Origin of the sequence: Streptococcus panodentis, assembly GCF_017884005.1 — a bacterium.
Lineage (GTDB): Bacteria > Bacillota > Bacilli > Lactobacillales > Streptococcaceae > Streptococcus > Streptococcus panodentis.
Map to the genome: position 1 here is coordinate 88,352 of NZ_QFAY01000004.1, position 24,138 is coordinate 112,489.

The window sequence follows — 24,138 nt, forward strand, 5'->3', positions numbered from 1 at the left end:
ATGACACTGTATGTTTGTAAATATTTAGATGATAAGCAAGGTGTGGTCACTCTGGAGGTGGATGCACCGTCTCGGACAGACGCTGTCAACAGGATCCGCCTCAAAGGCAAGCCCATCAGCGTTGAAGAGAAGGTCATGGGCTCCAAGGAGATCAATCTCTTCCAAAGCAAGAAGATCAAGCTCAAGGACATCTCACTCTTCTGTAAGCAGATGTCCGTCATGCTCAACTCCGGTATCCCCCTCAACAATGCGGTGGATATCCTGGAGCAGCAGTCGGATGCCAAGAATCTCAAGGCCAGTCTGAAAATCATCAGTAAGAGCCTGAAAGAAGGGAATCAGCTGTCCAAGGCCATGCTGGACCAGGAAGGGCTCTATCCCGATCTCCTGATCCGCATGATCCAGGCCGGTGAGAAGACCGGTAAGCTAGACGAGGTGCTGGAAAAGATGTCGGAGCACTACACCAAGGAGCTCAAGACCAGCCGGCAGATCCGCGGAGCTATGATCTACCCCGCAGTCCTGGCCTTTCTGGCTGTGGCTGCCGTTCTGGCCCTGCTCTATGTGGTTATCCCCAGCTTCTCAGGGATCTTTGAGCAGAGCGGCATGGCTATGCCGCTGCCGACGCGGATCGTCCTTGCTGCCAGCAACTTTGTCCGCTCTTACTGGTATATCCTCTTCGGCGTAGTAGGGCTTCTGGTCTTTCTCTTTCTGCGCTACCGCAGCACGGAGACGGGCCGCTACCAGCTGGACCAGCTCAAGCTCTGGCTGCCGGTCATCAAGGGGCCGATGCAGAAGATCATCACTGCCCGCTTTGCCAGCACGCTGGCCATTCTGACCAGCGCCGGTATTCCTCTGGTCGAGGCTATCGAGTCTGCGGCCGCAACGACCAATAATGCCGTCGTCATTGATAAGCTGAAAACAGCCAATGAAGGCCTGCAGAAAGGGGAGCGTCTGACAGGGATGATCGCCGCTACCGGCCTCTTCCCGCCGATGATGCTGTCCATGGTCAAGATCGGTGAGGAGTCCGGCTCACTGGAGTCCATGCTCAATAAAACATCGGACTTTTATGAAGAAGAGCTGGAAACAGCCATCAAGCAGCTGCTTTCACTCTTGGAGCCAGCCATGATCATCGTCATGGGGGTCATCATCGGAGGTATCGTAGCTTCTGTCATGCTGCCAATGTTTGAACTGGCTCATGCTGTGGATGCAGGATCTGGAGCTGACCAGTAGGAAGGTTTCAGAAAAGTTTAGGAGGTCGCAGGGCGGACCTGACCGTCTGCCTTGCTCATAAAATGTTAGGAACTGTACCCCAGCTGGGAGTTTGTAGGGTCTCCCAGCAAGGTACAAAACAACCGCCCCTGTGGGCGAACATATTAAAAAAATATGAAAAAGAAATAGGAGAACTATTCAAATGTTAAACAAATTGCAAAAATTCCGTCAGGACTTGAAGAAAAAAGGTAAAGGTTTTACCTTGGTCGAACTGATCGTCGTGATCATCATCATTGCGATTATCGCAGCGGTAGCTATCCCAGCTATCACTTCATTCCAAGACAATGCACGCCGTTCACGTATCCAGTCTGAACACCGTGAACTGGTATCAGCGATTCAGTCTTATATCGGAGCGCAGGATGATCCATCAAATGTTAAGAATATCACGCTGGAACAGCTGGCACCATACATTTCAAAGAATGCTAAAGGCGATTCAAACAAGATTGCAGATGCTTTGGCTAAGAATGACGGCGCTGCAGCCCATGAGATCAAAGGGACGGAATTAACTTCTACCTTTATTCCTTCTGGCAAAAAAACTGGTGATGCAGGTGAGAAAAAATGGAAGTATGACTGGTCATCTAATGGGGTTAATACAACAGCTACAGCAAATAATAACGCTGGTGGTAACAATTAATCATAATCATCAAATCATCTAAGAAATGATGTATTAAAACCCTACATTTGAGAGATATTAAGAGGCTGCTCAGCAGCTATTATGAAAAAGAGTTAGGAGAAAATAAATGTTAAACAAATTGCAAAAATTCCGTCAGGACTTGAAGAAAAAAGGCAAAGGTTTTACTTTGGTCGAGCTGATTGTCGTCATCATCATCATTGCGATTATCGCAGCGGTAGCCATTCCGGCGATCACTTCATTCCAAGACAATGCTCGTCGTTCACGGATTCAGTCTGAGCACCGTGAGCTGGTATCAGCGATTCAGTCTTATATCGGGGCACAGGAAGATCCAGGAAACGTTACAAGCATCACTATTGAACAGTTAGCACCGTACATTGCTAAAAATGCCAAAGGTGATTCAACTAAAATTGTGGATGCTCTCGCAAAAAATGATAATGAGACAGCTCATAAAATTGATGGGACGACTTTGACTTCAACCTTCCATCCTTCAGGCGCAGGAACTGATAAAACCAAGGACAAACATTGGTCATACAACTGGACATCAGGCGGTGCAAATACCAACTAGTTTAGTCAGGTTCAAAAATTGAGCTGATAATCAGCAAAAACATAAATATAAAAAGAAAATAGGAGAACTATTCAAATGTTAAACAAATTGCAAAAATTCCGTCAGGATTTGAAGAAAAAAGGTAAAGGTTTTACCTTGGTCGAACTGATCGTCGTGATCATCATCATTGCGATTATCGCTGCTGTAGCCATTCCGGCTATCACTTCTTTCCAAGACAATGCTCGTCGTTCACGGATCCAGTCTGAACACCGTGAGCTGGTATCAGCGATTCAGTCTTATATCGGAGCGCAGGATGATCCATCAAATGTTAAGAATATCACGCTTGAACAGCTGGCACCATACATTTCTAAAAATGCTAAAGGCGATTCAAATAAGATTGCAGATGCTTTGGCTAAGAATGACGGCGCTGCAGCCCATGAGATCAAAGGGACGGAATTAACTTCTACCTTTAAACCATCAGGTGCCAAAGATGCTACAAACGATAAAGTATGGAAGTATGACTGGTCATCTAATGGAGTTAATACAACAGCTGCAGCAAATAATAACGCTGGTGGTAACAATTAACCATAATCATCAAATCATTTTAAAAAATGATTTCTCTATCCGACTGCTAGGGCAGTCGGATATTGCCAAAGTAGTTGTCACTCTTTGACAACTATTTTGGCAATATCAAAAGGGAAATTTAGGAGATATTATCAATGAAAGGAAAAAAAAGACAGGGATCGACCCTGCCCATGGTCATTGTGACTATCGTGCTGCTGGTGGCTATGATTGGGATTTTAGCCTCTATCGTGGATACTGGTCAGGTCCAGACCCAGCGCATGTACAGCTATCTCAAGGCTAAGTATGTAGCGACATCTGGCTCACAGCTGGCCTTGGGAGCTTACTTTGAAAACGAAGGAACCTCACCGCTTCTTGCAGAGTTTAGCAGAAGGGCACAGGGCCAATCGCAGACAACGACTCCTGTCACCTCCACCCATACCTTTAAGGATGGCGGTACAGCTGATATTGAGATGAATGGAGCTTTTGATCAAGGAAGCCGAGACTCAGAAAATTATAATATCACCATCAAGTCCAAGTCTAAGCTGCCCGGCAGTGAGGACTACTATGAGCATGTCGTGATTTTCAACTGGGCAACCAGAGGAATCCGCTCAGAACAGGGGCATCTGGTCTCGGTTCAGAAGCAAAAATAGGTAGAAAAGATGAAGAAATTACGAAAAGGGTTTACCCTAGCCGAGATGGTTATGGCTATCATGCTGATGAGCATGATAGCGGTCATTATCGGGATTATATTTAACACCATGTTTTCCAGTCGGGAGTTGATCGAGCGGGAAGCCAGCATCCAGTCTGAGATGCGGACCTCCATGCAGTATGTAGACCGAACTGTTGCCAAGGCCACCTCGGTCTTTATCCTGGATGACAGTAAGTTTAAGGGCGGCAAGGAAGGGCTGACCAAAGATTGGAGTTATATCGGCCTTTCGGCTGATGGCAAGAAAGTGCTCAACTATGTCTGGAATAAGCAAAAACAGGACTGGGATATCAGTGAGCTGGGGAGCAAATCCCTCTATAATATGAAGCTGGATCTGGAGTTTAAGACCGACGGTGCGGCTTATCAAGATAATCGCCTAATCAATTACAATCTGACCGGGCGCTATCCTGACACCAACAGTAAGCTTTCTATTGATACCGCTATTTCTGCTCTCAATACCAAGCAGGTCTTTTCTAAGGTTGCAAAAGGCAAGAAAGGGATTGCTCTGGCTTATCGGAACGATCCTATCGAAGGACAGATGAATATTGCTGTTTCTTTTGTTTTTGATATTTCTGGCTCTATGAGAGGGGCTCTAAATGCAGCTAATGCTACTACTCAAAATCCAAGTCGCATGAACATACTAAAGAATAAGGCTGCAATCATGATTGATGAATTGCAAAGCATCGGGAATGTCAGTGTGAATTTGACAACTTTTTCAACTACTGGCGGATACTGGCAAGCAGCTTTTTCTCAACTGGACAAAGAAGCTGCTACTATAAAAAAGAGTATCTCTAAGATGGATTCAGATGGTGGGGTAACCAATCCTGGTGATGGCTTACGTTATGGGATGGTCAGCCTGCAGAAACAAAGTGCCCAGCTTAAGTATGTGGTACTATTGACAGATGGGGTGCCGAATGCTTATTTGGTTAACCAACAAGGTCAAGCTGGAGGCCTTAATATTCAGAGAAATGGAATTCAGCATTTTAATAATATTTTGTTTGAACTTTCACCGGATGTCCCAGCTAACTTTAATTATAATCGCCTTGGATATGACTATACTTCTCGTATCCCAGAAATACGGAATGAATCTATAAATTACGCTGGCGCGGTATCTAAGACTTTTGGTGCTGGTATTAAACGGGTCAATGTGATTGGTTTTTCTGGCGTGCAGTCTGAGATAGCTTATGGTCAAGCTTTGACGGATAAAATTGCCGAAGGAAGTATGGAAACCAAATATGTATCTGCTACTAACGAAGCAGCTCTTCAGCAGACCTTTTCAGATATCAAGAAGCAAATCCAGCAGGACCTTTGGTTTGTATCCGGACCGTAGAAAGGAAGAGCGATGAAAGGTAGAAAAAAACACAAGGGGTTCACCTTGGTAGAGGTTTTGATTTCCCTAGTGCTCATAGGAGTCATTACAGCTGGCCTTTTGACTTTCTTTGCAGGCAGTTTTGAGAATATTCTCCGTCAGCGGGGTCAAAACACGACCAACTTTGATATTCAGGAGTCTTTTGAAACTCAGCTGGCTGACATCAAGAAAAACGGCGGTCATGGTACAGAGGTAGAGACCTTTACCTATCGTGTCGGTAATAACAGCCAAAGCGTCAATGTCACAGGCCAAACCTTGTCCTATAAAGATAATAAGGTCAAGAATATCCATCTCTTTGCAGCCAATGCCAAAGAGATTCCGCTGGATATTCCTAATGATCTGCAGGTTGAAATACCAAATGCCAAGCGCTACTATTATGTTGGACAGTCAACTCCGGGTGGAAAGGTGGGGCTGAAAGATGACCAACAGAGCAGCAAGACCAGAATTTACACAGAGTCTGGCTGGTTTCTTAGTGACCGCAGTATCGGGAATGACAAACCAGGAATCGTTCCAGTTGGAAACATTGGCAGCTTTGGTGACGGAATCGTTTCTCAGACAGTTTTTCCGACAATGCCAGATGATTTTCGTCAGATAACTAAACAAGACAGCGGGCGGCAGATTACGGATGAGATGCGGGGCCGTTACCTGACCTTTGCGGCTCGGGCAATCAACTCATACGGTCGTGTCGGCAACTATCAAGAAGCTGAGCGCATCTGGGTTATGGGGCTGCCCCTGACTGGCAATCTGCGGCTTCATACGGATGCTGACTTAGCCCTGCTCAAAAACGGCAACAGTACAACAAGGATTCCAACAAGCGAACAAGCTTACACCAATACAGAGGTTCGTGATTACTTTAATAACACCCTGTATGGCGGAACTATTCCAGTACTTAATTACTATGACGGAACCATTAAACAAGCCCGTCAGCTGATTGCCCTTGACGGTAACACCATGCAGTTCAGCAATCATAATTTTAATAACGGTTATACGACTTCCATCTTGATTGGCAACCGCCAGCAGACAGGTCCTCTCCTGACCTATAAGTTGGACAACAGCTTGACTTGGGGCCTGAACTTGGAAAGTGATGGCAGAATTGCTGTTAAGGCAGTAGATACAACCGCAGCCAATAACGGTGGTCAGGAGTTTGTGCAAAATATTAAGCTGGATTACACAAAAGATAATTCCATTCAGGTGCGGACTTCGGTGAAAAATGGTGTTTTGGGCATTGAGGTCTTTGTTAATGGACAAGCAGCTTACAACAAAACGCTTGCATTAAGGGTTGGCCAAACAACACACAATATCAATAACGGTCAGATCATTTTTGGCGGCAATACTTATATCAATGAATTTGCTGTCTATACGCAAAGTTTGAGCGACAGCAATATACAAAAGCTTGCAGAATATTTCAGAGATAAGTACAAAGCAAGCTGAGAGGAAAAGTTTTTAGGAAAATAAGGGAGATTAGGAGATTATGGCAAAAAGTATGTTTTCGTCCAAACGGCACAGAAACGTTGAAGACGAGCAGGATGATGTGAAAAAAGATTCCTTTTTAGGAAAGCTCAATAAACCGCTCTTTTCGTCCAAGGGAAAGAACAGCAAGGGCCGCCTGTCCATTCAGGGAGTGGAGATCAAGGCTGATGACCGGCAGGATGACTTTGACGATGAGGTGCAGCCAGCAGCAAAGGGCAGTTTTCTGACCAAGCTCAATAAACCGCTCTTTAGCAAGAATGCCGATATTGATGAGGGAGATGCGGCACCGGCTAAATCCGGCCGCCGCTCGCTCTTTTCTAAGAAAAGCGGCAGCGGGGTGTCTGTACCGGCTGTCCGTGCGCACGCGCCTTATACCATGTTTGGCAAGCCCATCAAGGGCAATCTCATGGCCATTGACTTTAATGACGAAGCGGTCTATCTGGTCGTAGCCAGACAGAAGCGCCAGGAGCTGGAGATTATCAAGATGGCTTCTGCCGGCCTGCCGGAAGGGGTCGTTCTCAACAGCGAGATCGTAGACCCGATTACACTGAAAGATGTCATCAGCGACCTGATGGAAGAGCATTCCATCACGGCTAAGTATGCTTTCTTTGCGCTGGGCAATACCAATATCATCGCCCGTTCGGTCGATGTGGCAGCCAGCGTCCAAAGCGATGAAGATATTGAGGGGCTGGTCTCTTATGAGCTGCAGCAATACCTGGATATCGATCCGACAGCTTATGTCATCCAGTTTCAGGAGCAGGAGACAGGCGCTGACCTTGCTTTTCCGGGAGATACGGAGACCCGCTCTCTCATGGTCTATGCTGTGCCAAAAGGGGTGGTCGAGCAGTATCTGAACTTGGCCAGCAGCCTCAAGCTGACCCCCTATGTCTTTGACCTTCAGTCCAATACCTTTGAAAAGTGGCTGGAGCGGGTACAGGCCATCAATAACCGGGCTAAGAAGCTGACCCAGCAAAATATCGGGATGGTGCATCTGAGCAAGACCTTTATCGGGGTTTACCTTTATTCTGAGGGCAAGTTTGTCACCAGCAACTACCTCAACCGAGGCTACAGCGATATTCTGCACTATGCTGACGATGCCAGCCTGCTGCAAAAGCTGACAGCTCTGGCCTCAGATGAGCTGGACACCGGTCTGCTCAAGCAGGCCCTGGATGAGTGGCTGGCAGATGCCAAGAGCCATATTCTCAATACGGAGAACTTCTTCAGCGGATCAACCGGTCAGACCATCGACAGTTTCTATGTCTTTGGTGATCAGGACATCTGCTGGCAGCTGTCTTCAATCCTGAAGTCCAATATGAATCGGGATTTTGTATCCATTGACAGTGTGGATTATGAAAATGTATTGTGGGAGGGAACAGCCGAATTTAATGCTGAGTTTATTCCAGCCACAGCCATGTTGATTAGGAGAGCAAATTAATGATTAGGAGAGATTTAAACTACTTTTCAAAATATCATGTGGCACCGGCCAAGACCAGTCCCTTGAAGCTGGCGGCCATATCCGGTTTCACAGCCATTGTTACTATTATGATTCTGCTGATTGGCTACTTCCAGTTCAGCAGCATGCACTATCAGAGTGAGATTGACCGGGCAGAGCAGATCCTGAAAAGTCCGGAGTTGGCTCAGGAGCTCAAGTCTATCTCTGAGACGGAGAGCAAGATTGCTACAGTCAAAAACGATCAGGCCCTCTTTGGCAGTCTGGAAGGCGACTTCCGCCGGCTACACCGGGTCAACCAGGCCTTTATGAACTTCCTCAACAAAAATGTCACGCGTAATCTGGTCTTTGACGACATTAAGATTAACTATGACAATGTCGAAATCAATGGTTCGGCTCAGGAGCATCTGTCTATCGCTAAGTTCGAAGAAGAGCTGCGCAAGTCTGATAAGTTTAATCAAATTTTTATCAGCAATATTACTCATGAGGACGAAGTATACAAGTTTAACATTAAAATTTTGACGAAGGATGTAGATTTTAAATGAAAAAGAAAGAAAATGAAAAGAAAAGCTTCCTGAGTAATTTGAATGAGCGCGACAAAATGCTGCTGACCGTCGTCGGAGGAGCGGCAGTACTTGCTGGCGGCGGCTTTCTGGTGTCAAACTCTTATACGAAGATGGCTCAGCTGTCTGAAGAGCATGCGACAATCACGGCCGAGCTGGACGGCAAAAATGCCAAAATCAGCCAGAAGAAATCTCTGGCGAAGCAGCTGTCTGCTCTCAATTCGGAGACCCTTGAGCAGGCCAAGAAATACTATGGCACGACCAATCAGGGAGAGTTTATCTTCCTTGTTGACAAGCTGGTCAAGGACAGCGGCATCAAGTTTAAGTCGGTCAACTACAGCGAGAGCACAGAGCTGGATTTGAAGCAGGATGAAGCTTCTGCGACCTCTTCTGGCAGCCAGTCTTCTGCGACGCCGGCAGCCAGCACAACCTCCAGCAGCTCCAGTGACAGTTCCTCCTCTTCATCCGGCAGCAGCTCTAGCTCATCAGACACATCCTCCTCGTCCAGTGACACGGCTTCCAGCAGCTCCTCGGATGCCAATACGGCGACGACAACGGCGGCCAGCACAGCTACCGGCACCGATCCTTACACCAATACCAATATCACGCAGATGACGGCGGATATTGAGTTTGAAGGGACTTATACACAGGTGCTGAAATTGCTGGAGCTGATTGACGGCAATCAGCAAAAGATTGTCTCCAGCGAGCTGGAACTGGGCGGCAAGCAAAGCTTATCCGATACGGAAGAGCAGAGAAATCCCGAGCTGACCAGCGGTAAAATCAAGCTGCGCTTCTATCAGGTCAAGGATGTGGAGCGCTATGTAACGCTGGAAAGCAATGTGGACAAGACACCGATCGAGTTTGCCAACTGGGAGTCACCGTTTGCGATTCCGACTTGGCAGGCGAGCAGCCTGTCTGTCACCGGAAATGGTACTGGCAAGGATACGGCTGGCAGCAACAGCACTCTTGGTGCGGCTACCAGCACGACAGACAGCAACAATAATCTGGCTCCTTCCTATCTGGAGCAGCTGAGCACCCAGTCCAGTCAGAACAACGGCCTGTCCGCCTACTATAACTCATCAACTATTTACCGCTTTGAGTCTCCGCTCAAGCTGGTTCAGTCCGGCAGCAGCAACCAATATGACGTCACTGTGGACAATACCGACTTCTTAGAGGGAACGGGCTCTAATGTTGTCAAAATTCCGGCAACCAAGTCTTCGACCCTGTTTGAAATGGAATTTGCAGCTCCTTATGTCAGCCTCAACAGCCAGCCTGACTATATCAGCTACTCACTCTATCTGTCCAATAAATGGCAGGGTGAAACGGGTCTGATTGTCAAGAATGCCAGCGGCCAGAAGATCTACCTGCATGTCATCCGTCCTAACAGCTGGACCGGCTGGCGCGAGGTCAGCTTCAATCCGGCAGACATTCCGGGCTTCAGCTATCCGATGACCATCATGGGCTATTACTTTGAAACCCCAAGCGGCGACAGCCCAGAAACAACGATGAAACTGGACAATCTGGCGGTTGACAATCTTGTTGTCAACTAAGCCGCTTCCCTTTTTTAAGGGAATTTTCGTTTTTTTGCAAAAAAACATCAGAAAACGAAAAAAAATTGGTTTTTAGACTAGCATAAGTCTTGCATTTATAGTAAACTAAAATATATAGAATTTAAAAACAATACTCCGCCTACGAGCATGCGCACGAGGCAGCAGCTGAGGCGCGAATGTGTGGCTTTGAGCGGAGAGAGTATAAGATATTAGAAAGTGAGGTGCGGCAGAGACCAGATGACATATTTTCTACCTTTTGGAGCAGGACTGATAGCACTGCATACGATCAGCATTTTGCTGGTGACGAAGATTTCTTTGCTGAAGCGTCTCTTCCTTGTAGTGTGGGTGGTGCTCTTTGTGATTGGTGCGCCCTTCCTCTTTCAATATCTTCCGAGCCTAGCTTTTGTGGGTGTCTGTGCACTGGCGGTCATTTTCTATTTTGTCCTGCTTTTTGCTCAGGAATTGTCTCCGGCTAGGAAAAAATCAACCCTGTCCGCCAGAAGCAGAAGACATGCCAAGGGCAGACGGAGAAAAGCGGAGATGGAGGATTCGGAACCGGCATCCAGCAGAGAGCTGAACTTTGCTGCGGCACCGACCGGCAGAAAGAGAAAGGAAAGAAGTGAAGGGATGCAGTTTGAGGACAAGCCTGCTAAGCGGACAAAAGCTGCTGAGAAGGCCTCGTCCAATGAGCCAATCCCTATCCGAAGCGATATGAAACGACACGATAAACCCAACTATCCCTACTCTGCGGATAATTTGGCGGAAGCTCCTGTCTTTGAGGAGTACGATTCGAGCGGCCGGAAGGAGCCGGCAGCGTCAGAGGGCGGCCCGCAAAGCGCCAGCGATGAATTTTTAGAGTCTCTGCTGCATCTGCGCAAGGGCTCAACCAAGGTCAAGGTGGCCAACTCGCTCCTTTCCTCTGCGGATGTGGACGGCTCCCTCAATGACCAAGGTTTTACCGATATTAATGATCCGATCTTTGAAACGGCTGTTTTGTCTAAAATCAGACCGACATCCTATGCAGAGTCTGACTATGGCGGTATCAGACCGCAGCTGGCCGGTGTTTCAGAAATGACAGGTGTCATTTCCCGCGAGCCGGCAGCCAGTGAGCTGGCAAGTCAGGAGTCTCTTGAAGCGCCTGCGAGAGAGGAAGCTGCCAGCAGTTTAGAGGATTTCTTTGCTGCTTCAGAAGTTTCTGCAGAAGCTTCAGAGCGGTCTCAGGCCGATACAGCGGCAGCAGAGCCTGTGAGCAGTCTGGAATCCCTCTTCTTTGCAGACAGTGCAGCTGCTGAGAGCGCAGCCAGTCAGCCTTCACCTGCTGCGGACTTGTCTGCACAGGCAGACTGGAGCAGAGATTCTGCTGAAATCCAGGAATACCAAGACATTCTCAGCCAGATCCAGCTTGATTTGCTGGGACCTGCTGAGGAAGCGGCAGTCTTTGAGGATCCAGCTTCAGCTGCGGAAATGGTGCCTGAGCCAGGTCTGAAAGAGGCAGCTGCTGAAAGTGAGCCAGCCGGACTGCAAAGTGCTGTTCTGACCGAGGCGGTCTCTGAGACAGAGCTCAGCCAGTCTGCAGCAGCGGCCTTTGCTGCAGCTGACATCCAGCCGGCAGATGAGGCGGAAATAGCAGCCGCAGCCGTGTCTGAGCCGCTTGAGCCCGCAGCGACAGCTGTTTCAGAAGAGAGTGAAGAAGACTTGCTGAAAGAAATCGCAGAGCTTCTGCAAGCTGAGGAAGCCGCAGTGCAAAGGCCTGTAGCACCGTCTGCAGCGGCACCGGCCGCTCCTGCGGAGGAGAGCGAAGAGGACCTGCTGAAAGAAATCGCTGGCATACTGGGCGGTTCGGAAGAATCTAGTCAGCCTGCAGCCAGTCCCAAAGCAGAGCATGAGGAGGTCTACTACCAATTTCTGCTGCTGGAAAGCCAGGAGTTAGTGGCTTCAGATGCAAGTCAGGAAGCGGCAGCTTATCTGCAGGAGATCTTATCCGGCAGCACGGACCAAAAAGTTCGCCAAGAAGCGTTCAAGTTACTGGACAAGATTGGGAAAATTTAATATTATAGTATACGTATCAAATTGATCAACATCAATTAGAAGGGTTTTAGGGGAAATTATGAAAAGTTGTAAGACGATTACAGGGACCGTTGTCATTGAGATTGAAAAAGGTATGGGCCTTGGGGAAGTGCATGAAGTTTTTGTAGATGAGGGGGTCAATCTGACCTTTGTCATCAAGTCAAAACAGTCAGCTCAGCCATTTGCCCTGCTTTCCAGCAAGAATATCCAAGGCATCGGTGATTTTGCGGTCATGGTGGAAAACAGCTCTGTCTTTCAGGACCTTGACGAGGCAGACCTTCAAGTCCTCAATGACAAGCAAGGCAGTATCTTTGATGAAATTGTTATCACCATTGACGGCAATAAAGTAGGGACAGTGGTAGACTACCATATCGATGAAAAGAATGAAATCGGCTATCTGGTTGTCAATCCTGAAGACGCCGGCGAGGAAATTCAGATTCCGAAATCACGCATTTTGATGATTGGGAAGGAATACATCATCCTCAATGACGAAAAAAAGTCAGCAGTGCACTTTGAAGCAGATGCGGAGCTGGGCCGGCTGGCTGCGGCTGATCTGCTTGCGGCAGCAGCGCCGGCTCAGCCTGAGCCTGCAGCGGCAGAGACAGCAGCAGCTCCTGAGGAGCCTGTTTTCGAGCCGATTGCTGCTGAAAAAGAAGCAGCAGCTGACCTGACAGAGGCTTTGGCTGCTGTTGAGCTGCAGCATGCAGCGGAGGAATTGGATCTTTCTGCCGTTCAAGTGGCTGAATCAGCCGTAGCAGATCTGCCGCAGGCAGAAGACCTGCTGCAGGAAGCAGCTGAGCAAGTATCTGAGGCAGGCGAGGCGCTCAGCCTCGAAGCGGATGCTCCAAGTCTGGATGCAGCTCTGGAGGAAGTTTTGACCGCGTCTCATGAGGCTGTAGAGACTGCTATCAGTACAGCACCTGTCGCTGAGGAAGAACCAGCAGAAAAGCAGGAAGCCAATGACTTTGTCAGCCAGCAAAAACGCCTCTTGGTCGGCAAAAAACTGCAGAAAGATTTGGTGAATGCAGACGGCGGTGTGATTCTCTATGCCGGTGATACAGTGAGCGATGATGTCATTGACTTTCTGCGCCGCATCGACCGCAAGTTCCTTATCCGCTTAGCTGAATGCGTCGTATAAGGCTGGGATGAAATTCATGTCAAGAAGAAAAAGAAAGATTTCATCGAAATATCAAAAACTACTTCCAGCAGGGACACTCGCTGCCTTTCTGCTGGGTAGTTTATTTTATGTCATTTTCATCTTTCATCCCGCTATCGATATGAGTATCAACGGCCGCTCCCCCCTTCAGGTCCATTCCCGGAGTCAGGCTGAAATAGAAGTTTACAGAGAGCTGCCCTACAAAGCCAGTTTTCAGCTGTCCACCGGCCAAAGCTTTTCTGTGGATATGCGTTTTTTGGGGCTCAGCTATTTTACGGCTGAGGAGCTGAGACGTCTGGACAACATCTCGGCCAAGACAGTCTGGGACAAGTTTACACCTTTTTTTGACACAAGTGAAAATCTGCCCATCGCTGTCTACCCTAACCGTATCTTCTGGCTCAAGCCGCTGGAAGAAGTGCTGACAGGCTATCCGAACCTGCTGCGCCAGCAGCCTGCGACCAATCATCTGGTCATGGATGGGGAGTCCGCTGTTAAGGTGGCTGACAAGAGCAATGGCTATCAGATTGAGCCTGCTGCCTTCATTCAGGCAGCGGAGGAAATTGCCAAATCCGGCAAGTTTGACGCTGTTCCGGTTGAGAGTCAGTCTGTAGAAGCAGAAGACCAGGCCGAGCTGCTGGGCCAATACAGCCATTATCTGGAACGCACAGAGGTGGCCTTTCCTGACAATAAGACTCAGGAAGCAAACATGAAGACAGCCTTTTATAAGCTGCAGAATATCTATCTGGCGGCCGGAGAAACCAAGTCCATTTCGGACTTGCTGGGAGATCTGACGGCTGAATCTGGCTATCTGCCAGTCAAGGATAAGGATAAAGAAGTATATGGTATGGGAGCTGAGCAGATTGTAGATGCCATTCGGCAGCTCGCATTTTCACGGATGAATGTCGTGTCTTACAGAGGACAGTTTTTCAATATCGGGAATCCCGCTGAGGGCTTGACAGAACTGACTGTTCAGAACAATACAGATACGGATATGGTCTTTTCATTGAGTTTGGAGGAGGGGCAGATTACTGTCATTTTGGCATCTAAGTAAGGGAAAAAGATTATGATGATTGCAAGTTTAGTGTTTATTTTAGGTGTCGTTTTTGGGAGTTTTTTCAATGTCGTCATTTATCGGGTGCCGCTGGAAAAGAGCATTGCCAAGGGGCGGTCCATGTGTCCTTCCTGCGGCCATGAGCTGACTGCAGCGGAGCTGATTCCGATTGTGTCGATTATCATCCAGGGCTTCAAGTGCAAAAACTGCAAGCAGCCGATTTCGCCGCGTTACCTCATTGTCGAGCTTCTGACCGGTCTGCTCTGGCTGGCTTCCTACCTGATTTTTCAGGATCAGGGCCCTTGGATGGTTGTCTCAGCCTGCCTCTTGGTATCGCTCTGTATCATTATCGGCTATATTGACTTTGATACCCAGTATATCTCCGATACGGTGCTGCTGGTTTTCTGGCTGGCCCGTCTGGCGGTCATCTGGTTTGTCACGGATTATTCCTACTGGGATATGCTCTTTTCTATGCTGGTTGGCGCGGGCCTTTACTCCCTCATTTATTTTGGGGCCAAGGCCTACTACAAGAGAGAAGCCTTTGGCATGGGGGACATCCTTTACCTGGCTGCTTTGGGCAGCTGGTTCAGCCCTTTGCATACCGCCATTCTCGGTTACGGCTCATTCTTTGTGGCAGGAGCGATTCTTCTCCTTGCGATGATATTTAAGAAGTTCAAATTTAAATTAAAAGAAGAAGTGCCTTTTGGCCCAGCTATGAGCATCATGGCCGTCATCCTGTATTTCTGGGGAGGAATGTAGGACTGGTGTGCATCATTTGAGTATTAGAAATGGATAGAAAAATGTTTAGGAAGAAAAAAACTATTGCTGCAGCTCTGACCACAGCTGCAATCTTGGCGGGAAGCCTGCTTTCGGCCAGTCAACTGTCGGCCAATGAAAGGGCCAATCTGGATTCGTCTGCTGTTCGGGTTTCTGAGCAGTTCAAGGCTAAAAAAACGGGCGCTGTCGTCTTTTCCGAAGATGTGACCGTGGCAAGCTCGGTATCAGCTGAGTTTATTGACAGCCGTCTGGCGGGTACGCCTATGGCTGGATTGGGCAAAGCTTTCAAGAAAGCAGAAAAAGACCACGGCGTGAATGCGATTTTTCTGGTAGGTCTGGCCATTCACGAATCGGACTACGGCCGCAGCCAAATCGCCCAAGCCAAGCACAATCTCTTTGGCTTCATGGCCTACGACTCCAGTCCTTTTTCCAGCGCAGGAAATTTCGCAACATTTGATGACGGCATTGACACGGTAGCCCGCTATCTGAGTGAGCACTATCTCAAGCCGGGCGGCCAGTTTTACAACGGCAAGAGCATGGCTGCTATCAATGTCAAATACGCATCAGACAAAACTTGGCACAGCAAGATTGCGATTCGTATTCGGAATTTTTTGAAGACAAAAGGCTAAGGAGTGGAGAAGCATCTCTGCTCTTTTTTGGGTCAACGATCGCCTGCTGACACTCTGTTTATACTTGATGAAAATCATCAGCAAACCAGGCGGGAGCAGACAGGATAACAGTTAGCTGCTCATCCTGTCGCGAGAAATCCCACAGGACTTTCTCTGACTCCGCAGGAGGCGGTGGGACAGACTCCCATGATGGCTGCGCCCTCACCCACAGAGGGATGTATCTTTGGGAAGATACTGTATAAGAGAGTGGGGCAAAAATCGGTCAGACGGAGTCTTCGATTTTGTCGTCCCGCCTCAGCTTGTGGATAAAGTCAAGCAAAGCTTGTTGTCAAATTTTAGGAGACATTTATATTAGGAGACATTTATAATGGAAAAGATAGGAATAAACATAGTTTTTAGAAAAGCTTGGGAATTGATGCTCCGGTATTTTTTCGTTTGGTTGGGCGGCCTGCTCGTGGTGTTTCTGCCTTTATTTGCTCTGGGCTACAGTTGGTCTCTTAGTATACTGGGTGATTTTATATTTAATATTTATTCAAACTACCGGGCTGGCTGGGACAGCGTAACCATTGCCATTCCCTTGATTTGGGCTGTGGGCTCTAGTATTATAGTTCCCTATATCAATAAATTCTCCCTGACCATGGTCCGCAATCCGCAAGCAGTCCGCAGGAACTTTTGGCAGGCTGTCTGGTACAGTCTCTCCGACGGCCTGCTGACCCGCTTTCTTTATACTTTCCTTTGTTTTCTGCCTCTGGTCATTGCTTTGTATGCTGGTTTGCAGAATTTGACAAATGAACTGTTTTGGCAGGAAATTTTTGGGAATTTTGAACAGATAGTTGGCCTGCTCATATTCTTGTCTTATCTAGGGCCGATTATCTGGGTCCTGTCTCAATTGCTGTACAGCTACCTCTTTGAATCCCACTTCTTTTTGTTGTTTTATATCCTGCAGGATACCAGTTCCAGAGATAATCGTTTGGCTCCTCTGTCTTTCTTTGGCTGTCTGAGAAAGTCCGTCTCCCTGATTGGGGGTTACAGGGTTCGTTATATGTGGCTGTCATTTCTGCTGAAACTGCTGGTTTTTGGGGCAAATTATGTTGTTGTCTTATTGACGCTGCTTTTTGTGAAGCTTTTGGGAGCTGAGGCACTCAATGCGGTGCAATTTCTGCCGCTGCTCTTTACAGCTGTGTTTCAGCTTTTTGATCTCATTGCGCGGGCAGTTTTTGCAGATGCCTTAATGGCAAAGGACGAGGAAATTGTGGATTTTGGGGATTAGTATGGGTAAAAATAGAAAGGCTTTTAGAAATTTTATAGTCATTTAGTTTAACTTTTATTCCTTTGTTGGCTGAAACAGGTCGGGGGAGTGAAAAGGTTCCCCGAACCTTCCCTGCTTTTGAATTTTTGGGCAGGGGCTTGGCGGTGGGACAGGCGGTGGGACAGAACTAAATTTTGAAAAAATTTAGTTCTGTCCCAGCCCCGCGAGGATGATTAGGAGCTTTTTGGAGTCTAAAAGACGAACAAAGTTGAGACTTGCTTCGCAAGTCCTATCCGCAACCTCAAAGCAGTGCTTTTGTTGCTTCCTCTCGGAAGCTCTATCTATAATCTCAAAACCTCCACTGGAGCTTTTGAGCAATCAGCTACCGCGTCAAGAGTTTTTTTCCAAAACAAAGCGAGACTGAAGGACTTTTGTCCCAGCCTCACTCTCAGGCCATTTCACGACTAAAAGCAAACTAAAAGATTATATACTCTTTGAAAATCGAAGATGTCACTCTTTACGGAAGTTTCATTCACCGGCTCAAAGGCTTCGCTGGAGCTTTTGGTCTGTGTTCAATCTCTTTGATGAAGACAAGCTGATACAAACTGCTTTTGCTTTATCCGTCAGCTTCAACAGTCTCCCGGACTGATGTTCAGGACTCTCGCAGGTCAATGAGACGATTTATCGCCCGTTGACATTGACCTGGTTCTTATCCCTTTTCAACAGTTGATTTTCTTTGAGTATTAGGATGATACATTATGAATGAAGTTAAAGTATTCAGGATTCTCAAGCGGGCTTGGGTTTCTATGACTGATTACTATTTTGTCTGGCTGGGCGGTTTGCTGCTGATCGGCATTCCGCTGGTGCTGCTGGGAGCTGTTCTCTTTTTCCATATTTCCAATTGGAGTTATCAGTCAATTCTCATTTTGACCTGCCTGGCCTTTCTCATCGCCTTTGGTTTGGCCTATATCAATAAATTCTCCCTGACCATGGTCCGCAGCCCGTATCTGGTCAAACTCTACTTGGGGCCCGGCATCTGGTACAGCATATCGGACGGTTTTTTTACCCGTCTGCTCTATTCTTTTATCGTCAGTGCTGTGCAGGTTCTGCTCCTGTACATGGGCTGGACGACCATTGGAGTCAGCCTCGGAGTTGCCAGTCTTTTCACTTTTTATCGGCTGGCCATCAGCCCTGAATCCGTTGTGATTTTTCAGTTTCTCTTTCCTTTTCTCTTCATGGTCTTTTATCTGCTCTTTACCTTCTTGGTTGATTCGCATTTCTTTTTGCTGCCCTATATCATTCAGGATACCAGCTCAGCTGACAATCTATCCAGACCCCTGTCTTTCATGGGCTGTCTGAAAAAGTCGGTCACACTCATGGATGGTTACAGAGGCCGCTATGTGCTGCTCAGCTTTTCCCTGATGCTTGCAGCCATGCTGGGCTGCTACCTCTATCATTTCCTGCTCATGGCAGCGGTTCCCTTCCTCACTGCAAGCTTTGGCGGCTATCAGTCCCTCATTTACGGTATATTGCTGCTTCCTGCCCTGATCTTGGCCAGCGGCTTTTATACCTTTTCCCTGTCGGCACGGACCATTTTTGCAAACAGCTTGATGGAGAAGGACTGGGATGTTGCTGATTTCGGAGAGTAAATCTCTTTGAACACCCAAAGCAACCCAGCCCGCGAGGCTCCAACAGACTAGCCTGAGCTGAGAAACCCGAAAAAGAAACAGTTAGGCTGGAGATCGAGCAAATGCAGTATGCATCGTCATTTAGTTTCTCTTTTATTACTTTGTCAGCTGGCCTTGTCGTACTTTTGAGATTGCCTCACGGAAGCTTTATCTGCCACCTCAAAACCTCCACGGGAGGTTTTGAGCAACTCGCTGCCCTATCGTCCTGTATGTTAAGCGATAGGCTGAAACTGTCCCACCGCCTCACTGCTAAAAGCAAACGAAAAGACTATAATAGGAGAGAATAAAAGTTATGAAATCGATGGGAAGAATTTTACTAGCTGTTTTGCTGCTAGCCGGTATCGGCTTTATCCCGCTGCCCGGTTATGAATTGGAACGTTTAAGTCCGGCTATGAATGCCAAAGACTTTGTCCAGATTCAAGGAGGCAGCAGTCAGAAAAGCGGTGAAATTTATCTGCTGGCGGTCGGTGTTTCTGAAGCCCGAGTTTTTAGCCTTCTTTTAGCCCTGCTGCCTGACTACAGTCTGGAGCCGAGTTTTATCAATGCACCGGCAAATTACTTTGACAAGGACAAAGAGCGGGAAGAGCTGGAGAACAGCACCATGGCCTCCTCCCAGCTCAATGCCCTGCAGGTTGCTTATCGGGCGGCCAATCGGCCGGTGGAAGTCGTTCATAAGAACATCTATGTTAACGGTGTCAGCCGAGACACGGCTTTGGCTAAGGAGCTGCAGCAGGGCGACTTGATTCTCAAGGTTGACAATCAAAGCTACAGCAGCCCCTATGATATTGTAGACCAGATGGAGCAGCGCAAAGTCGGCGATGTCGTCAGCATTGAGTACAGCCGCAGAGGTGTGATCGGTCTGGCCAGCGCTCCCTTGATTGTTGATGAAGTAACTGGCAAGCCCGGTTTGGGGGTTGAGTTTGGCTCTGTAGCCAGCGTTTTGATGAATCCCTTGGCTTCCTTTAAGAGCAATGGCGTCGGTGGTTCTTCAGGCGGACTGATGTTCAGTCTGGAGCTTTACAATCAGCTGGTGGCAGAGGATATCACCAAAGGCAAGGTGATCGCCGGAACTGGGACTATCGACCATAAGGGTGACGTCGGCCGAATCGGCGGAGTGGAAATGAAAGTCCGGGCCGCTGATCAGGCAGGAGCTCAGATTTTCTTCGTTCCTGACGACAGCATTGATCCAGAGATTGCCCAGTACAATCCGAAACTGCGCTCCAACTACCATGAAGCCCTGCGCGCCGCTATCCGCATCAAGAGCAAGATGCAGATTGTTCCCGTCAAAACCTTTGATGAGGCTCTGAACTATCTGCGGGAGATGGAGTAATATCGTCATTGAGACAATATGAAAAGCCCCTCGGTTGAGAATCCGTGGATTTACCCGTATACTAGGATAAAAAAGACAGAACATGACAATACTAGAGCACAAGGAGGCCGAGACACTGCAATGTCTCGGCCTCCTTGTGTTCTTTCTCATCATCAGCCCGTCTGGATTGGCAGACTGTCATCCAATCACATTCTGTTCAGCAATCTACCCGATTTCAGCTTGGGACATGTCTGCCCTCTCGGCAATTTCTTTCACTTTTTCTTCGGGAATATCGGTCAGCTGGGCAATAGTTTGCGGACTGGCCCCATTTTTCAGCATGGCTAGGACGAGCTGTTGGACACCTAGTTTCAGTCCTTTCTCACGCTCCTCCTGAATGGCCAGCTCATGCTCGTAATAAATCTGGGCCATAGTGGCCTCATAGTGGTCCTGCTGCCTGCGTTTCTCATCAAACATCTGTCTCTCCTCCTTGGTCCAGCGCGTTTGGTCCAAAAGTTCCTCGGCCTCTTTGATGACAGGGTCCGTCGGGATGTCAAAAGGCTGATTGCGGAAGAATTCGAACCATTTCTGCAGATTGTAATCCGCTACCTTATCTCTATTATACTTGCTTAGTTCCAAGAATGCAAATGCCATCGGCGGACGGCTCCGGCTGTCTTTGAAGTCGGAAAGCAGGGGCTCTCCGGTCTCATCATCCCTGAGTGAAATGGTGCGGAAAGCGCGCCCGTCTGCAAAATAATCCTGCTCCAGAATGGCAATGCAGTAGACGGGGTTCATCTCCGAATACAGTGTATGCGTCGCTTTATCCTGCTTGTTTCGCTTCAGATTGCTGGCAATCTGATTGGCGATATAGGCCATGAGGCGATTGATAAAGGCGCGCTGTTTGGTCACTTGAACTTCGATAATAATCTGTGTCCCATCGTCCAGCTGGGCTCGGACATCTACAGCAGTGTAAAAGCCCAGATGATCGTACTCTTCCAGCTGAATCTGCGTTCCCTCCAGGATCTCGACAGACTTTACCGGCAGCTTGAGTACGCTTCTGACAAAGTCTGCGGTCAGCCGTTCCTGATGAAAAATCTTTTTAGCAACCATGTCCATGGTCGGGGACAGGTTGGGGTGGCGCACTGCCTTTTTCTCTTGCGGATTCATTTTTTCTCCTCTCCGTTTTGTGCTCTTACTTACATTATTCGCAAAAGGCAGAAGAAAAATGCGAGCTGCTGCTATTTTTCGAAGCTTATTAAAGGAAGTGTGGCAATGCAGAACACCCTTTTTGAAGGAAGCCGCCAGCGGCGCTGCTGTTCATTTCCTGACAGTCAATGCTGCTTCATTTTTCCTGTCATAAAATGAAGCATTTTTTAATGTGAGCGTAATAGTCTGTATTCAGAATGGAACAAGAGAAATGCTATAATGTTCAGCAAGTTAGACTCAATCTATGAGATTCACAGAGAAAAATCTAGGGGTCTCTCTCTGACTTTTGAGAGCACTGTCTGGAGTAGAAACAGCCGTCAGGAAGTCTCAGCTGTACTGGAGAGTGGATCCTATGCAGTACCTTATCAAAGAGACGCCCCTTTGCGGGTGAGGGCGCCGCCATCATGGGAGTCTGTCCCGCCGCCCTTCCCCACCCGCCTCCTCCAACAGCCTGCCGAAGCAAGGCGATGAGGAGCTGTGAGTTTAAAACAGAATGAGTACTAGGCACAAAGCTGCTATCTTGAATGCTGCTGAATGAGAGGAAACCAGCGATGAAAACTGAAAATACGACCCTGCATGCTGTCAAGGCCTTGGCATGTTTTAGTATTGTGACCCTGCATTTTCTGCTGCCCGGGGAATTTGGGGACTTTTATCAGATTGTAGCCCGTTTTGCCGTTCCCTTCTTTATGATGCTGTCGGGCTATTTCTCCTTTCATATCTCAAGGGAGAAAGTAAAGAGCCGGCTTAAGCAGATGCTGCTTCTGACCGCAGGCAGTTTTCTCTTTTATGGTGCGGTTCATGTGATCAATCTGACGGCGAGGGAAGGTTTGGCAGAGAAACTGGCAGAGCTGAAAGCAACTGATTTTATAGACTTTTTCCTCTTTAACAGTCCCAAAGAATTAATCGGATCAGCCGGGACACCGACTTGGTATCTGCTGGCTATTTCCTACATTTATCTGCTCTATCTCCTCTTTTATAAGCATTTTCACCACCTGTCTACCTTTGGGGTATCCTTGCTCTTGCTGGCGGCAGCTTTCTGCATAGAATTCAGCACGGACAATGAATTTTACTACCGCAACTTTCTCTTTCTTGGCTTCCCCTTCTTTATCGCAGGAATGCAGTTCGCTCGGTATCGGGAGCGCATCTTGTCTTATCAGCTGTCTGCAGTGCAGAAATGGGGCCTGGGCCTGGGCATCGCCGGCATGATCTTGCTGGAGTACCGCTTTATCGGGACGGAGTATGACCTCTATCCCAGCACACTTTTTCTGTCCAGTGCCATTTTCCTCTATGCCATCAGAAATTCCCGCAATATCAATATCCCTATCCTGAATAATATCGCCAAAAAATACGCCACCATGATTTATATCATCCATCCTTTTATTATCTTCCTTTTTAGGCTGCTGATGCCTCGCAATACCGTCTACAGCTTTGGCGTCTTTATCATTTTCCTGCTGTCCTATCTGATGAGTATCGGCTGCCAGAAAATCGTCAAGCCGATGGTCTACAATGCCGTTGCTGCCCGTTAGTACTATCGACTCTCTTTCTGATGACACTCAGTCAGCCGTCCCGTGTGCAGGGGAAATGCCGGTTGACTAAAGTCAACAACAGAACTTCCTAACCACTGCGTCTGGAACATCAAACAATCGAATGGACTATACGAAGCTGGGTACTTTTGTCCCGGCCTCGAAGAAGCGGTCAAAGGAAATGCAGTTTCTGATTGTATCAAGCCTGAATGAGCAGCTCAGCTGTTTTCAGGCTTTTTCTTTTTGCCCTGGGCCAGGCAAGGGAATGGCTGGCAGCCTCTTTATGGGTGGAGAAGTTGATTTCCGTTGGATGTGGGGCTGTTTTGGTAATTTTTTTAAAAGACTGCCTGCAATCTCTTGCATTTCTCCGAGAAAGGTGATATATTTATAACATAAAGAAGTGAATTATTTCTAACATAGCGAAAGGAGTCAATCATGAAAAAGAAACAAAAAACGGGCGGTCTGCTTGCAATGATTGCCACTGCTCTATTTATTGATTTTACTGTATTCTTTGGTTCCGGCAACCTCAGCTGGGCAGCCAAGTGGGCGATTGTCGGTCTGGCTGGGCTGGGCCAGCTGGCAGCTGTCTGGGGCTGGCTGCACATGAAACCGTGGCCAGAAAAGATTAAAGAAGTTAAGGAAAAGCAGGTCTATAACCTGACCGCTAAATTTTATAGTCTGCTGACTCTTGCGGCAACCTCTATCTATACTGTCGGAGTCTGGCTGTGGACGCCGAGCACCCAGCCCTCCCTGATAAAGGATATTGCCTTGGGGGCTCTCCTCGCTATCCAGCTGCTCTTTTTCCTCTTTTTCGCTTTGAAAAAGGTCAAAGAAAAGGCAGATGAACGCTTTTACATCAATCTGGGCAAAGCGGCAACGCTGATGTTTGTTCTTTGCGTGCTGACCTTGCTGCTGTTTGCAGCTATCAGCGCAGTTCGGGGATCCATCGCAGTCAATGCCGGTCTCTTCTTCATCGCCATTGGCGTCCTGGTCCTGCTCTTTGGATTTGCCTTCTTTGTCTTTGAGAAGGAGAGCTGAACATGGCCAAAGAAAGCAAGATTATCACCAATCTCAAATCCGTCCGCGAGTCTAAGGGCATGACCCAGCAGGAGCTGGCCGACCGCATCGGCATGCGCCGTGAGACCATTCTGCATCTGGAAAACAATCGCTACAATCCCTCGCTGGAAATGGCTCTTAAAATCGCTCAGGTATTTGGGCTCACAGTCGAAGAGCTTTTTGAGCTGAGGCGGAAAGAAGGGCTATAATCAGAGGAATCCGTTCGCTTTTCTGCCCCCTGCCCATGCGATGATGCCGCTGAAGAGCAAAGAAAAAGCCTTTGAAATCAGGTGATTTCAAGGGCTTTTGTCATA

At 47.9% G+C, this 24,138-nt stretch carries 22 protein-coding genes; 21 read left to right on the forward strand and 1 reads right to left on the reverse strand.

The window, feature by feature from the left end:
- From DHL47_RS02850 to DHL47_RS02935, 18 genes are all read left to right on the forward strand, one after another.
- Entirely contained in the window at positions 1 to 1,227 is a 1,227-nt protein-coding gene (locus DHL47_RS02850; RefSeq protein ID WP_209550820.1) for a type II secretion system F family protein, read from the forward strand.
- 181 nt (positions 1,228 to 1,408) lie between these two features.
- Positions 1,409 to 1,900 carry a prepilin-type N-terminal cleavage/methylation domain-containing protein gene (locus tag DHL47_RS02855; protein WP_209550821.1) on the forward strand — a complete coding sequence of 164 codons (492 nt, stop codon included), beginning with the start codon at positions 1,409 to 1,411 and terminating at the stop codon, positions 1,898 to 1,900.
- A gap of 106 nt (positions 1,901 to 2,006) precedes the next feature.
- Positions 2,007 to 2,465, forward strand: a complete 459-nt coding sequence (locus tag DHL47_RS02860) for a prepilin-type N-terminal cleavage/methylation domain-containing protein (RefSeq protein WP_209550822.1) — start codon at positions 2,007 to 2,009, stop codon at positions 2,463 to 2,465.
- A 75-nt stretch (positions 2,466 to 2,540) separates the two neighbouring features.
- A complete protein-coding gene (locus tag DHL47_RS02865; RefSeq protein ID WP_209550823.1) occupies positions 2,541 to 3,029 on the forward strand; it encodes a prepilin-type N-terminal cleavage/methylation domain-containing protein in 489 nt (162 codons plus the stop codon).
- A gap of 134 nt (positions 3,030 to 3,163) precedes the next feature.
- On the forward strand, positions 3,164 to 3,658 hold the full coding sequence (locus DHL47_RS02870) for a hypothetical protein (RefSeq protein ID WP_209550824.1): 495 nt from the start codon (positions 3,164 to 3,166) through the stop codon (positions 3,656 to 3,658).
- A 9-nt stretch (positions 3,659 to 3,667) separates the two neighbouring features.
- On the forward strand, positions 3,668 to 5,044 hold the full coding sequence (locus tag DHL47_RS02875) for a VWA domain-containing protein (RefSeq protein ID WP_209550825.1): 1,377 nt from the start codon (positions 3,668 to 3,670) through the stop codon (positions 5,042 to 5,044).
- Positions 5,045 to 5,056: 12 nt separating this feature from the next.
- Positions 5,057 to 6,514, forward strand: a complete 1,458-nt coding sequence (locus DHL47_RS02880; protein WP_209550826.1) for a type II secretion system protein — start codon at positions 5,057 to 5,059, stop codon at positions 6,512 to 6,514.
- A 40-nt stretch (positions 6,515 to 6,554) separates the two neighbouring features.
- On the forward strand, positions 6,555 to 7,988 hold the full coding sequence (gene pilM, locus DHL47_RS02885; RefSeq protein WP_209550827.1) for a type IV pilus biogenesis protein PilM: 1,434 nt from the start codon (positions 6,555 to 6,557) through the stop codon (positions 7,986 to 7,988).
- A gap of 2 nt (positions 7,989 to 7,990) precedes the next feature.
- A complete protein-coding gene (locus tag DHL47_RS02890; protein WP_209550861.1) occupies positions 7,991 to 8,548 on the forward strand; it encodes a PilN domain-containing protein in 558 nt (185 codons plus the stop codon).
- Positions 8,545 to 10,116 (forward strand): hypothetical protein, encoded by a 1,572-nt coding sequence (locus DHL47_RS02895; RefSeq protein ID WP_209550828.1) that lies wholly within the window; start codon positions 8,545 to 8,547, stop codon positions 10,114 to 10,116. The genes DHL47_RS02890 and DHL47_RS02895 overlap by 4 nt, the downstream gene beginning before the upstream one ends.
- Before the next feature lie 237 nt (positions 10,117 to 10,353).
- Complete coding sequence (locus DHL47_RS02900; protein WP_209550829.1) at positions 10,354 to 12,165, forward strand: SSA_2305 family type IV pilus system protein; 1,812 nt, start codon at positions 10,354 to 10,356, stop codon at positions 12,163 to 12,165.
- A 58-nt stretch (positions 12,166 to 12,223) separates the two neighbouring features.
- Complete coding sequence (locus DHL47_RS02905) at positions 12,224 to 13,321, forward strand: PRC-barrel domain-containing protein (RefSeq protein ID WP_209550830.1); 1,098 nt, start codon at positions 12,224 to 12,226, stop codon at positions 13,319 to 13,321.
- A 7-nt stretch (positions 13,322 to 13,328) separates the two neighbouring features.
- Positions 13,329 to 14,390 (forward strand): VanW family protein, encoded by a 1,062-nt coding sequence (locus tag DHL47_RS02910; RefSeq protein ID WP_128835109.1) that lies wholly within the window; start codon positions 13,329 to 13,331, stop codon positions 14,388 to 14,390.
- 12 nt (positions 14,391 to 14,402) lie between these two features.
- Positions 14,403 to 15,149, forward strand: a complete 747-nt coding sequence (locus DHL47_RS02915; RefSeq protein WP_338060078.1) for a prepilin peptidase — start codon at positions 14,403 to 14,405, stop codon at positions 15,147 to 15,149.
- A gap of 41 nt (positions 15,150 to 15,190) precedes the next feature.
- Positions 15,191 to 15,796 (forward strand): glucosaminidase domain-containing protein, encoded by a 606-nt coding sequence (locus DHL47_RS02920; RefSeq protein ID WP_209550831.1) that lies wholly within the window; start codon positions 15,191 to 15,193, stop codon positions 15,794 to 15,796.
- A gap of 367 nt (positions 15,797 to 16,163) precedes the next feature.
- Entirely contained in the window at positions 16,164 to 17,066 is a 903-nt protein-coding gene (locus DHL47_RS02925) for a hypothetical protein (RefSeq protein WP_209550832.1), read from the forward strand.
- Between the two features lie 737 nt (positions 17,067 to 17,803).
- Positions 17,804 to 18,694 carry a hypothetical protein gene (locus tag DHL47_RS02930; RefSeq protein ID WP_209550833.1) on the forward strand — a complete coding sequence of 297 codons (891 nt, stop codon included), beginning with the start codon at positions 17,804 to 17,806 and terminating at the stop codon, positions 18,692 to 18,694.
- A gap of 331 nt (positions 18,695 to 19,025) precedes the next feature.
- A complete protein-coding gene (locus tag DHL47_RS02935) occupies positions 19,026 to 20,063 on the forward strand; it encodes a SepM family pheromone-processing serine protease (RefSeq protein ID WP_128835103.1) in 1,038 nt (345 codons plus the stop codon).
- 204 nt (positions 20,064 to 20,267) lie between these two features.
- Here the strand turns inward: DHL47_RS02935 and DHL47_RS02940 are convergent, their stop codons facing one another.
- Positions 20,268 to 21,206 carry an Rpn family recombination-promoting nuclease/putative transposase gene (locus DHL47_RS02940; RefSeq protein ID WP_209550834.1) on the reverse strand — a complete coding sequence of 313 codons (939 nt, stop codon included), beginning with the start codon at positions 21,204 to 21,206 and terminating at the stop codon, positions 20,268 to 20,270.
- Between the two features lie 590 nt (positions 21,207 to 21,796).
- Between DHL47_RS02940 and DHL47_RS02945 the strand changes: the two genes are divergently transcribed.
- The 3 genes from DHL47_RS02945 to DHL47_RS02955 all read left to right on the forward strand — a co-directional run bounded on the left by DHL47_RS02945 (position 21,797) and on the right by DHL47_RS02955 (position 24,033).
- Positions 21,797 to 22,771, forward strand: coding sequence for an acyltransferase family protein (locus tag DHL47_RS02945; RefSeq protein WP_128835101.1), 975 nt, complete (start codon positions 21,797 to 21,799; stop codon positions 22,769 to 22,771).
- A gap of 432 nt (positions 22,772 to 23,203) precedes the next feature.
- Entirely contained in the window at positions 23,204 to 23,806 is a 603-nt protein-coding gene (locus DHL47_RS02950) for a DUF3796 domain-containing protein (RefSeq protein ID WP_209550835.1), read from the forward strand.
- A gap of 2 nt (positions 23,807 to 23,808) precedes the next feature.
- Positions 23,809 to 24,033: a helix-turn-helix transcriptional regulator gene (locus tag DHL47_RS02955; RefSeq protein WP_209550836.1), complete on the forward strand. Its 225-nt coding sequence runs from the start codon at positions 23,809 to 23,811 to the stop codon at positions 24,031 to 24,033.
- The last annotated feature ends 105 nt before the right edge of the window (positions 24,034 to 24,138 follow it).